Below are 10,869 nucleotides of genomic sequence, written 5' to 3'. Positions count from 1 at the left end.
TCTACCATCCGCCGCTCGTTCCTCGCGGCTCCCGCCAGGCCCGCCACGACGCGGCACCACCACCCACCCCGCCCGGCGTCGTCTCGCCCTGGTCGTCGCGCACCCGGGCGACCGCCCGCGGTGTCGGTCTCGCCCCGAGACCACCCCCGCCGCGGACCCGGCCTGCGGGCTTGAGAGCGAGCGCACGCCGCCGGCCCGATCACGCCGGCACCGGACCTGGCCACGCGCCGGGGGCGCTCCTCGGGAACTGCCCGGAACGTCCCCGCGTCGTCCCCGGTCGCGGTGCGCCGACGGCGGTAGGTTGCCGACGAGAGTGGGTCGGTCGAGCGCAGGGGGAAGAGATGAACGGTCGTCGGTACGGGCGCGCGTGGGTCGTCGCGGTCGCGGTCGTCTGCGTGGGGGCGGTGCTGTCGGCGTGCGACGGCGGCGGGGACCTGGAGGTCGCCAACGACAGCGGGGGTGACGTGATCGTCCGTACGGGGGACGAGGAGGCCGAGGTGACCGCCGACGGCGGCGTCGTGCTCCTCGACTACGGCTGCACGCCGGGTGCCGTGACGGTCGTGCGGGCGTCGGGCGCCGAGGAGGTCGTCGACGGGCCGGTGTGCCCGGACCAGAGGATCGTGGTCCGCGACGACGAGGTGGTGCTGGTCCCCGTCGTCGCGGACGACGACTCCTGAGCCGGGTTCAGGCGAGGCGCTCCGCGAGGAAGCGGTAGTGGACCGCGGCCATGTGCGCGGCCTGGGCGTTGTTCGCCGCGCCGCCGTGACCGCCCTCGATGTTCTCGTAGTACGTGACGTCCTTGCCCTCGCCGAGCATCTTCGCGGCCAGCTTGCGCGCGTGGCCCGGGTGGACGCGGTCGTCCTTGGTCGACGTCGTGAACAGCACGGGCGGGTACTCGCGCTCCGCGTCGAACAGGTGGTACGGCGAGAAGGTGCGGATGAACTCCCACTGCTCCGGGTCGTCGGGGTCGCCGTACTCCGCGGCCCACGACGCCCCGGCGAGGAGCTTCGTGTACCGGCGCATGTCGAGCAGCGGGACGCCGACGATCACGGCGCCGAAGAGCTCGGGGTACTGCGTGAGCATGTTGCCCGCGAGGAGGCCGCCGTTGGAGCGGCCCTCCATGCCGAGGTGCTCGTGGGTCGTGATCCCGCGGGCCACGAGGTCGCGCGCGACGGCGGCGAAGTCCTCGTACGCGCGGTGCCGGTTCGCCTTGAGCGCGGCCTGGTGCCAGCCGGGGCCGTACTCGCCGCCGCCGCGGATGTTCGCGACGACGTACACGCCGCCGCGCGAGAGCCAGGCGCGGCCGAGCGCGCCGGAGTAGGCGGGGGTCAGCGAGATCTCGAACCCGCCGTACCCGTACAGCAGGGTCGGCGCGGTCCCCGCGCCGTCGTCACCGACGCCCTCGACGAGGTCCGCCCGGCCCACGACGAAGTACGGGACGCGCGTGCCGTCGGCGGACGTGGCGAAGTGCTGGGCGACGGTCATGCCGTCGGCGTCGAAGAACGCGGGGTTGGACTTGACGACCTCGGGCGTCCCGGCGTCGCCGGGGTGCTCCCCGAGAGAGAGGAGCGAGAGCGTCGTGGGCGTGAGGTAGTCGGTCGTGACGAGCCACAGGTCGTCGGTGTCGACGGGGTCGACGGCCCCGACGGCGACCGTGCCGAGCGCCGGCAGGCCGGGGATCTCGGAGCGCACCCACGGCCCGTCGGCGGTCTCCTGCCCGACGGCGGTCCCGGCGCCCCCGGGAGCGGCGGCGTCGGGCGGCGTCAGCACGTGCAGGCGGTTCTTCACGTCGTCGAGCACGTTGACCACGAGGTGGTGGCGCGTCCACGTGGCGCCGGCGAGCGACGTCGTGGCCGTGGGCTCGAACAGCACGGTGAAGCCGCGGTCGCCCGCGAGGAAGTCGTCGAACCGGGCGACGAGCAGCGAGCCCGCGCGGTAGGTCGTGCCGCCGACGGTCCAGTCGTCGCGCAGCTCGACGAGCATCCACTCGCGCCGCACGCCGACCTCGGCCGAGTCGGGCACGTCGATCTTCGTGAGGCGCTGCTCGGGCGTGCCGGTGCGCTCGGCGAGGTAGAGCTCGTCGGAGTAGAACGCCTTGGAGCGGTGCACGAAGTCGCGCTCGAAGCCGGGCGTGTGCGAGCGCCAGGCGGAGATGTACATGTCCTCCTCGGTGCCCGCGTAGACGGTCACCGCGGCGTCGAGCGGTGTGCCGCGCGTCCAGCGCTTGACGACGCGCGGGTACCCGGACGGCGTGAGCGTGCCCTCGCCGAAGTCGGTGAAGACGTAGACGGTGTCGGCGTCGATCCAGCCGAGCGAGCCCTTGGCCTCCGCGCGGTGGAAGCCGCCGTCCTCCGGAGCGACGAACCGCTTCTCGACGAGGTCGAACTCGCGGGTCACGTCGGCGTCCGAGCCGCCGGGGGAGAGCTCGACGAGCGCGTGGCGCCACGGCTCGCCCGCGGCGAGCTGCGCGGGCGTCGGGCGCAGGACGCTCGCGCCGTGCCAGACCCACGACTCGTCCTCGGACGCGGCGAGCGCGTCGAGGTCGAGCACGGTCTCCCACTCGGGGTCGTCCGTGCGGTAGGAGTCGAGGGTCGTGCGGCGCCAGAGCCCGCGCTCGTGCTGCGCGTCGCGCCAGAAGTTGTAGTACCGGTCCCCGATCTTGGAGACCTCCGGGATCTTGGCGTCGGAGTCGAGCACCTCGCGGATCGCGCGCTCCGTCGTCGCGAACTCCTCCGCCACCTCGAGCGTGTCGGCGACCTCGGCGTTGCGCGCGCGGACCCAGGCCAGGGCCTCGTCGCCCTCCACGGCCTCGAGCCAGAGGTAGGGGTCGTGGGGCGCGCCGTCGTCGGGGAGAGCGGTCTCGGTGGGGTTCTGGGGCGCGGGCGCAGGGCTCGTCGTCTGCTCGGCGGTCATGGTCCCCCACCCTACGGCGGCGCGGACGGTGGTGCGGAGGTCACCGGGGGACCGGGACCTTGGGCCTCGAACGGTCGCCGGGCCTTGTCGGACCCGGAGGCTTGTGAAAACATTCACAAGTAGAGAGACCGCTGAAGGAGCCGGGGCAATCCGGCCCCGGCAGCACCCGCGGCCCGACGCCCGGCCTGACCGGGCACCGGAGGGGACGCATGAGCGCGAAGAGCGCCGGCACGAAGGTCGAGAACCGCACCGAGGACACCCGCACGACGCAGGAGATCGACGTCCTCGTCGAGCGAGGCCGCAAGGCGCTCGACCAGTACATGAGCCTCACGCAGGAGGACGTCGACCGCATCGTCCTCAAGGCGTCCGTCGCGGGCCTGCACCAGCACGGCCACCTCGCCCAGATGGCCGTCGCCGAGACCGGGCGCGGCGTCTTCGAGGACAAGGCGACCAAGAACATCTTCGCGTGCGAGCACGTGCCCAACTCGATGGCGAACCTCAAGACGGTCGGCATCATCGGCCGCGACGAGCTCACGGGCGTCGTGGAGATCGCCGAGCCCGTCGGCGTGGTGTGCGCCGTGACGCCGGTGACCAACCCGACGTCGACCACGATCTTCAAGTCGCTCATCGCGCTCAAGACGCGCAACCCCGTCGTGTTCGCCTTCCACCCGAGCGCGCAGCGCTCGTCGGTCGAGGCGGCCCGCATCGTGCGCGACGCCGCGGTGGCGGCCGGCGCGCCCGAGGACTGCATCCAGTGGGTCGAGCACCCGTCGATCGAGGCGACCAACACGCTCATGCACCACCCGGGCGTCGCGCTCATCCTCGCCACGGGCGGCAACGGCATGGTCCGCGCGGCGTACTCGGCCGGGAAGCCCGCGCTCGGCGTCGGGGCGGGCAACGTCCCCGCCTACGTCGAGAAGAGCGCCGACCTCGGCCGTGCGATCAACGACGTCGTCATGTCGAAGGCGTTCGACAACGGCATGGTCTGCGCGTCGGAGCAGGCGCTCATCCTCGACGACGTGATCTACGACGACGCGATGCGCGAGCTGGCCCGTCTGCACGCGTACCGCACGACGCCCGCCGAGAAGGCGATGCTCGAGCGCCTCATCTTCGGCGTCGAGGCGAGCGGCGCGAACTGCGCCGGCGCCAAGCTCAACCCGAAGGTCGTCGGCAAGTCGCCCGTGTGGATCGCCCGCGAGGCCGGCTTCGAGGTCCCCGACGACACGTCGATCATCCTCGCGGAGATCGACGACGTCGGCCCGGACGAGCCGCTGAGCCGTGAGAAGCTCACGCCCGTCCTCGCGGTGCTGCGCGCGCGGGACACCGAGCACGGCGTCCGCCTCGCGGAGCGCATGGTCGAGCTCGACGGCCTGGGCCACTCGGCCGCCATCCACACCGCCGACCAGGAGCTCGTCGAGCGGTACGGCTCGCGCGTCAAGGCCGTGCGCGTGCTGTGGAACAGCCCGACGTCGCTCGGCGGCATCGGCGACATCTACAACGCGCTGCTCCCGTCGCTCACGCTCGGGTGCGGCAGCTACGGCGCGAACTCGGTGTCGAACAACGTGTCGGCGGTCAACCTCATCAACGTCAAGCGGATCGGGCGGCGCAACAACAACATGCAGTGGTTCAAGGTGCCCGCCAAGACCTACTTCGAGCCGAACTCGATCCAGTACCTCGCGCAGATGCGCGACGTGCACCGCGTCACGATCGTCACCGACAAGGTCATGAGCCGCATCGGCGTCGTCGACCGCGTGCTCGACGTCCTCGCCCGCCGGGAGGAGAAGGTCGCGATCCAGATCATCGACGCCGTCGAGCCGGAGCCGAGCGTCGGCACCGTGAACCGCGGTGCCGAGTCGATGCGGGACTTCGAGCCCGACACGATCATCGCGATCGGCGGCGGCTCGCCCATGGACGCGGCCAAGGTCATGTGGCTGCGGTACGAGCACCCGGAGATCGAGTTCTCCGACATGCGCGAGAAGTTCTTCGACGTGCGCAAGCGCGCCTACAAGTTCCCCGAGCTCGGCGGCAAGGCGAAGCTCGTGTGCATCCCGACGTCGTCGGGCACCGGCGCGGAGGTGACGCCGTTCGCGGTCATCACCGACCCGGAGACGGGCTTCAAGTACCCGCTCGCGGACTACGCGCTGACCCCGACCGTCGCGATCGTCGACCCGGTGCTCACGGACACCATGCCCGCCAAGCTCGCTGCCGACTCGGGCTTCGACGCCCTCACGCACGCGACCGAGGCGTTCGTCTCCGTGTACGCGAACGACTTCACCGACGGGCTGTGCCTCCAGGCGATCAAGATGGTCTTCGAGCACATCGAGGACTCGGTCACGCAGGGTGCGGCGGCCCCGAAGGCGCGCGAGAAGATGCACAACGCGGCGACCATCGCGGGAATGGCGTTCGGCTCGGCGATGCTCGGCATCGTGCACGCCATGGCGCACACCGTGGGCTCGACGTTCCACCTCGTGCACGGGCGCACCAACGCGGTGCTCCTGCCGCACGTGATCCGCTACAACGGCCAGGTGCCCACGAAGCTCACGAGCTGGCCCAAGTACGAGCGCTACGTGGCCCCCGAGCGCTTCCAGGAGATCGCGAAGCACCTCGGTCTCCCGGCCTCCACCCCGGAGGAGGGCGTCGAGTCGTACGCGAAGGCGGTCGAGCAGCTGCGCGCCAAGGTGGGCATCGAGTCGACGTTCGCCGCGCAGGGCGTCGACGAGACGGCGTTCCTGAGCCGCCTCGACGACCTCGCGCTCCGGTCGTTCGAGGACCAGTGCGCCCCCGCGAACCCGCGGATGCCGGTCCTGGAGGACATGCGCGACATCCTCGTCGCGGCCTACCGCGGCAGCAGCCGCGAGGTCGTGCGCGCGGAGCGGCTCGCGGCCCACGCGGCCGCGAGCGCCGAGGACGGGCAGGCGGCGACCCCGCCTGCCGAGACCGTGGCGGCCGGCTGACGCGACCAGCGACAGGGTCCGACCCCACGAAACCCGGAGCCCGACGGCGCGAGTCCCCTTCCGCCGTCGGGCTCCGTGCGTCTTCCGGGCGTCCTCTGCGCGCTCCCGGGGACGTCAGTCGCGCGTCCCCGGGCGCACGAGCCCGGCCTCGTAGGCGAGGATGACGAGCTGCACGCGGTTGGTCAGCCCGACCTTGGTGAGCAGCGAGCGCACGTGGCTCTTCACGGTCGCCTCGGTGAGGTGCAGCTCTGCGCCGATCTCGCGGTTCGACAGCCCGCGCGCGACGGCGAGCAGCACCTCGCGCTCGCGGGGTGTCGCCGCGTCCAGCCCGGTCGCGGGCGCGCCGGTCCCGGCCGCGTCGGGCGCGAGCGGCGCCGTCCGCGCGAGCTCGACGTACGTCGAGATGATGCGTCCGGTGACGGCCGGGTCGAGAAGCGAGTCGCCCGCGCGGACGCGGTGCACGGCGTCGACGAGCGTCTGCGGGTCCGCGTCCTTGAGGAGGAACCCGGCCGCCCCGGCGCGCAGCGCGCCGTACACGTACTCGTCGTCGTCGAAGGTCGTCAGGACGAGCGTGCGCACCTCGGCGAGGTCGGGGTCGGCGACGATGCGCGCGGTCGCCTCGATGCCGTCGAGCCGCGGCATGCGGACGTCCATGAGCACGACGTCGGGCCGCAGCGCGCGTGCCATCGTCACCGCGGTCTCGCCGTCCCCGGCCTCGCCGACGACGGTCACGTCCGGCTCGTTGTCGAGGATCATGCGCAGGCCGAGCCGGATCGTCGACTGGTCGTCCACGACGACGACGCGGACCGGCCCGAGCGTGTGGTCCTCCCCGGTCGTGGCGGGCGACGTCGCGCTCACGCCGCCTCCCGGGGGATGCGCGCCTCGACGGTCCAGCCGCCGCGCCCGTCCGGCCCGGCGGCCAGCTCGCCCCCGGCGGCGAGCGCGCGCTCGCGCATCGACGTCAGGCCGTGCCCCTGGCGCCCCTCGGCGCTCGGCAGGGGAGGGCCCGGGTCGTGGACGCGCAGGCGCAGGTCGGGGGCGTCGTCGGTCAGCGTCACGGTGACGTCGCGGGCGAGCGAGTGGAGCAGCACGTTGGTCAGGGCCTCCTGAGCGATGCGGACGACCGCGAGGCCGGACTCGGCGCTCGTCGTCGGCCACGGGCGGGGGAGCGTGAGGTCGACGTCGCGGCCCGCGTCGCGCAGGCGGCGCGCGGCCGCGCGGAGCTCGTCGGGTGCGCGGGCGCCGTCCGGTGTCGGCGCGAGGGCCGCCGTCCCGCCGTCCGCCTCGGTGCCGCGGCGCAGCACCTGCACGACCGAGCGCATCGCGGTCAGCGCCTGCTTGCCCTCGTCGCTGATCCAGCGCACGGCCTCGGCGGGAGCCTCGGGCTGGTTCGCCGCGACGCGGTCCGCGGCCTGCGCCCGGACGACGATCGCGGACATGTGGTGCGCGACGACGTCGTGCAGCTCGCGCGCGATGCGCGTGCGCTCGGCGAGCACGGCGCGCTCGGCCAGCTCGGCCTGGAGCGCCTGGAGCTCGGCGTTGCGCTCGCGCAGCCGGTCGGACGTCTGGGCGAGGCGGCGGAAGAAGTAGCCCGCCGCGACCGCGCCCAGGACGAGCGCGAGGGCGAGGAGGACGTCCGACGGCGACTGGGCGAGCCCGGTCCATCGTGGGAAGAACGGGGTCGGGGGGAACGTCAGGTGCGGGCGCTCCCAGAGCTGTGTCGCGAACGCCGAGAGCCCGCCCGCGAGGCCGGCGAGCGCCCACGGGACGGCGCCCGAGCGGGTCGCGGCGAACCCGGCGACCAGGAGCGGGAGGAGCTCGAACGGCGTCTGCATGGTCCACGGCAGGGCCAAGGGGTAGAGCATCGCCGTCGCCCAGAAGAGCGGCCCCGGCACGACCCGGCGCAGGGCGAGGGTCAGGACGATCCAGAGCCCCGCCACGCGGTACGACTCGGGGTGGCGGGGGTACCAGTAGTCGCCGCTCTCCATCACCGTGATGACCGCGAACCACACGAGGCCCGCGGCGAGCGCGGTCATGAGGTCCTGCGCCCACACGGGCAGACGGGTGAGCCGGTGCACCCGACCACGGTAGCCGGGGCCCGGTCCGCGCGGCACCGCCCGGGGTGGGAGAGCCCGCCGCGGACCCTCCGCCCTGGGGCGGACCGGCGTCGGGCCGGGGACGGACCCCGCGGCGCGCCCGTGCGCCGGACGGCGGGGCCGAGGAGTCGCCGTCGGGCCGATGCGACGACGGGTCGCGGCGGGCGAGCCTCGGTGCATGACCACGACACCCCTGCGCCCCGCCCGCCCTGCCCGCCACGTCCCGGGTCGTCCCGGTCCCCGCCGCGGCGCCCGCTCCGTGGCCGGCGTCCTGGTCGTCGGGGCGCTCGGAGCGGTGGGGGCGTTCACGTACCTCACCGTGACCCGCGACGGCAGCGCCGTCGCCGACCCGTCGCCCACGCTGCGCCCGCAGACCGCGACCGGTCTCGACCCCGAGCTCGAGCGCCGCTTCGACGCGGCGCGCTCCGCCGCGGACGCCGACGGCGTCGAGCTCACCCTCACGTCCGGGTGGCGCACCGCGGCCGAGCAGCAGGAGCTCGTGGACGCCGCGCTGGAGCGCTACGGCTCCGCCGAGGAGGCGCACCGCTGGGTTCTGCCACCCGAGTCGTCCGAGCACGTCGCGGGGCTCGCGATCGACGTGGGACCGACGGACGGCGCGCTGTGGCTCGAGCAGCACGGCGCGGAGTTCGGGCTGTGCCGCACCTACGCGAACGAGCTGTGGCACTTCGAGGCCGCCGCCGAGCCCGGAGGGACGTGCCCGCCGATGCACGACGACGCGTCCCACGGCTGGGGGTGACCGCGCGTCGGCCGGGTGTCACGACCTGACGGCGACCTCTCGCCGCTGGAGCCATCCGAGGATCAGGCGACTGGTCTCCTCCGGGAGCTCCTGCTGGATCCAGTGGCCGCAGTCCAGCTCCACGACCTCGACGCGCGGGACGAACGCCTCGAGGTTCGGCGCCCTCATGACCGTGTCCCGTGCGCCGTAGACCATCAGCGCGCGCTGGCGGACGACCGGGTCGACCTCCTTCATCAGCTCCCAGTTGCGGTCGACGTTGCGGTACCAGTTCACGCTCGGGGTGAAGCCCGACGCCTCGAACGCGTCGACGAACACCGCCAGCTCGGCGTCGGTCATCACCGGCTCGCCGCGCGGGGTCTCGGCGTGGGCGAGGTCGAGGAGCCACGTGCCCGGTTCCGGCTCGGAGGCGGGCTCGCTCGTGCGGTACAGGTTGCGCAGGAACCGGCGGGCGTTCGCGTCGAAGACGGCGTCCGCCACGCCCGGCCGGCGGTTGAAGTGGACGAAGTACGAGTCGCTGCCGACGACCGCCTCGATGAACGCGAGAGGCGGGACGTCGCCGGGCTCCAGGTACGGCACGCTGAGCGCGACCACCTCGTGCACGCGGGTCGGGTGCAGCACGGCAGCGCTCCACACCACGTTCGCGCCCCAGTCGTGGCCCACGAACGTGGCGTCCTCGTACCCGTAGTGGTCCAGGAGCCCGACGAGGTCGCCGGTCAGGTGCACGACGTCGTAGTCCGAGACCTCGGCGGGGCGGGACGACCTGCCGAAGCCGCGCTGGTTGGGGGCGATGACGTGGTAGCCGGCGGCGGCGAGCGCGGTCATCTGGTGGCGCCACGAGTAGGCCAGCTCGGGCCAGCCGTGGCAGAGGACGACGGGTCTGCCCGCGTTCTCCTGCCCCGCCTCGAAGACCTCGAGCTCGATGCCGTTGACGGCGACCATGGTCGGTTCCGGGAAGTCGATGGCGTGTGACACGGGTGTGGGTCCTTCCGGTGACGTGCCGATGCGCGCGGTGCGGCGATCGATCGGTGCGACCGTAGAGACCATCGCGGACAGGAGCTGTCCGCGGTGCGCGGGAGGCTGAGCACATGTCGACGGATCCCACCGGCCGCGCGCTCGCGCTGCTCTCGCTGCTCCAGACCCACCGGTTCTGGCCCTGCGCGGAGCTCGCCCGGAGGCTCGACGTGACCGAGCGGACGGTGCGCCGCGACGTGGACCGTCTCCGGGGGCTCGGGTATCCCGTCGCCGCCACCCCGGGCAGGTACGGGGGCTATCGCCTCGAGTCGGGAGCGCACCTGCCGCCGCTCGTGGTCGACGACGACGAGGCCGTCGCGCTCGCCGTGGGGCTCGGGTGCGCGGCGGTCGCCGCCGTCGACGGCATGGAGGAGACGTCGCTGCGGGCTCTCGCCAAGGTCGAGAGCCTCCTGCCGCACCGGCTGCGCCGGCGGGTGGCGGCGCTGCACTCCAGCGTCCGGTCCGTACCGTCGCCGACCGACCAGGACCGGGTCGACCCGGGGTCGCTCAGCGTGCTCGCGGCCGCGTGCCGCGACCACGAGCTCGTCCGCTTCGCCTACCGTGCCGGCGACGGCACGCCCACCCGACGCCTGGTCGAGCCGCACCGGCTCGTCACCGCCGACCGCCGCTGGTACCTCGTCGCGTGGGACCGGGACCGCGACGACTGGCGCACCTTCCGGCTCGACCGGCTCGCGCGTCCGCAACCGACCGGTGGCCGCTTCACGGCCCGGGAGATCCCTCGCGGTGGTGCGGCCGCGTTCGTCGCCCACGCCCTCGGCGCGACCCCTCGAGAGCGGGTCGCCACCCTCGTCCTGGACGCCGGGCCCGACGACCTCGCCGAGGTGCTCCGATGGGTGGACCACGACGTGGTCGACGCCGCGTCGGGGGCCGTGGTGGTCCAGGTCCGGGGCGAGGACGTCGGGCGGCTGGCCATGACGGTCGCGCGGTTGGCCCTCAGCGTCCCCGTGCGCGTGGTCGAGCCCGACGACCTCGCGGAGGCCGTCGACCGCCTCGCCGCCCACCTCGCGAACCGGCGTCGACCCTGAGCGCGACGACCTCGCGGTGGCTCCGCCCGACGGAGAGGGCGGCGGATGTCGGCGGTCCGCGCGATGATGTGCGGGTGAGCGAGAGCACCCCC

General features: G+C 73.6%; 8 protein-coding genes. 4 read left to right on the top strand and 4 right to left on the bottom strand.

Features of this window, described 5'->3' with window-relative positions:
- The first annotated feature begins 341 nt into the window (after nucleotides 1-341).
- Complete coding sequence (locus ACFVN3_RS19335) at nucleotides 342-677, top strand: hypothetical protein (protein ID WP_378234610.1); 336 nt, start codon at nucleotides 342-344, stop codon at nucleotides 675-677.
- A 7-nt stretch (nucleotides 678-684) separates the two neighbouring features.
- On the opposite strand, the gene ACFVN3_RS19330 is transcribed toward ACFVN3_RS19335, so the two are convergent.
- Nucleotides 685-2,913, bottom strand: a complete 2,229-nt coding sequence (locus tag ACFVN3_RS19330) for a prolyl oligopeptidase family protein (RefSeq protein WP_378234609.1) — start codon at nucleotides 2,911-2,913, stop codon at nucleotides 685-687.
- Nucleotides 2,914-3,122: 209 nt separating this feature from the next.
- Between ACFVN3_RS19330 and adhE the strand changes: the two genes are divergently transcribed.
- Complete coding sequence (adhE, locus tag ACFVN3_RS19325) at nucleotides 3,123-5,867, top strand: bifunctional acetaldehyde-CoA/alcohol dehydrogenase (RefSeq protein ID WP_378234608.1); 2,745 nt, start codon at nucleotides 3,123-3,125, stop codon at nucleotides 5,865-5,867.
- A 114-nt stretch (nucleotides 5,868-5,981) separates the two neighbouring features.
- Here adhE and ACFVN3_RS19320 read toward each other — a convergent pair whose 3' ends face one another.
- Nucleotides 5,982-6,725 (bottom strand): response regulator, encoded by a 744-nt coding sequence (locus ACFVN3_RS19320; RefSeq protein ID WP_378234607.1) that lies wholly within the window; start codon nucleotides 6,723-6,725, stop codon nucleotides 5,982-5,984.
- Nucleotides 6,722-7,945, bottom strand: a complete 1,224-nt coding sequence (locus ACFVN3_RS19315; RefSeq protein WP_378234606.1) for a sensor histidine kinase — start codon at nucleotides 7,943-7,945, stop codon at nucleotides 6,722-6,724. Before ACFVN3_RS19315 ends, ACFVN3_RS19320 begins: the two co-directional genes overlap by 4 nt.
- 196 nt (nucleotides 7,946-8,141) lie before the next feature.
- Between ACFVN3_RS19315 and ACFVN3_RS19310 the strand changes: the two genes are divergently transcribed.
- Complete coding sequence (locus ACFVN3_RS19310; RefSeq protein WP_378234605.1) at nucleotides 8,142-8,720, top strand: M15 family metallopeptidase; 579 nt, start codon at nucleotides 8,142-8,144, stop codon at nucleotides 8,718-8,720.
- An 18-nt stretch (nucleotides 8,721-8,738) separates the two neighbouring features.
- On the opposite strand, the gene ACFVN3_RS19305 is transcribed toward ACFVN3_RS19310, so the two are convergent.
- Nucleotides 8,739-9,692 (bottom strand): alpha/beta fold hydrolase, encoded by a 954-nt coding sequence (locus tag ACFVN3_RS19305; RefSeq protein ID WP_378234604.1) that lies wholly within the window; start codon nucleotides 9,690-9,692, stop codon nucleotides 8,739-8,741.
- Nucleotides 9,693-9,805: 113 nt separating this feature from the next.
- Here ACFVN3_RS19305 and ACFVN3_RS19300 point away from each other — a divergent pair, with 113 nt between their 5' ends.
- The gene (locus ACFVN3_RS19300; RefSeq protein ID WP_378234603.1) at nucleotides 9,806-10,777 is read left to right on the top strand and encodes a helix-turn-helix transcriptional regulator; all 972 of its coding nucleotides are present in this window, start codon (nucleotides 9,806-9,808) and stop codon (nucleotides 10,775-10,777) included.
- Nucleotides 10,778-10,869 lie beyond the last annotated feature (92 nt).

It is taken from the genome of Cellulosimicrobium sp. NPDC057862 (genome assembly GCF_042797035.1).
Taxonomy (GTDB): domain Bacteria; phylum Actinomycetota; class Actinomycetes; order Actinomycetales; family Cellulomonadaceae; genus Cellulosimicrobium.
This window is presented reverse-complemented; position numbering and strand designations above follow the sequence as displayed.

Bases quoted from the DNA above. Each gene is read 5' to 3' on its own strand.
- adhE (WP_378234608.1), top strand. From the start codon at position 3,123: ATGAGCGCGAAGAGCGCCGGCACGAAGGTCGAGAACCGCACCGAGGAC.
- ACFVN3_RS19330 (WP_378234609.1), bottom strand. From the start codon at position 2,913: ATGACCGCCGAGCAGACGACGAGCCCTGCGCCCGCGCCCCAGAACCCC.
- ACFVN3_RS19300 (WP_378234603.1), top strand. From the start codon at position 9,806: ATGTCGACGGATCCCACCGGCCGCGCGCTCGCGCTGCTCTCGCTGCTC.
- ACFVN3_RS19335 (WP_378234610.1), top strand. From the start codon at position 342: ATGAACGGTCGTCGGTACGGGCGCGCGTGGGTCGTCGCGGTCGCGGTC.
- ACFVN3_RS19310 (WP_378234605.1), top strand. From the start codon at position 8,142: ATGACCACGACACCCCTGCGCCCCGCCCGCCCTGCCCGCCACGTCCCG.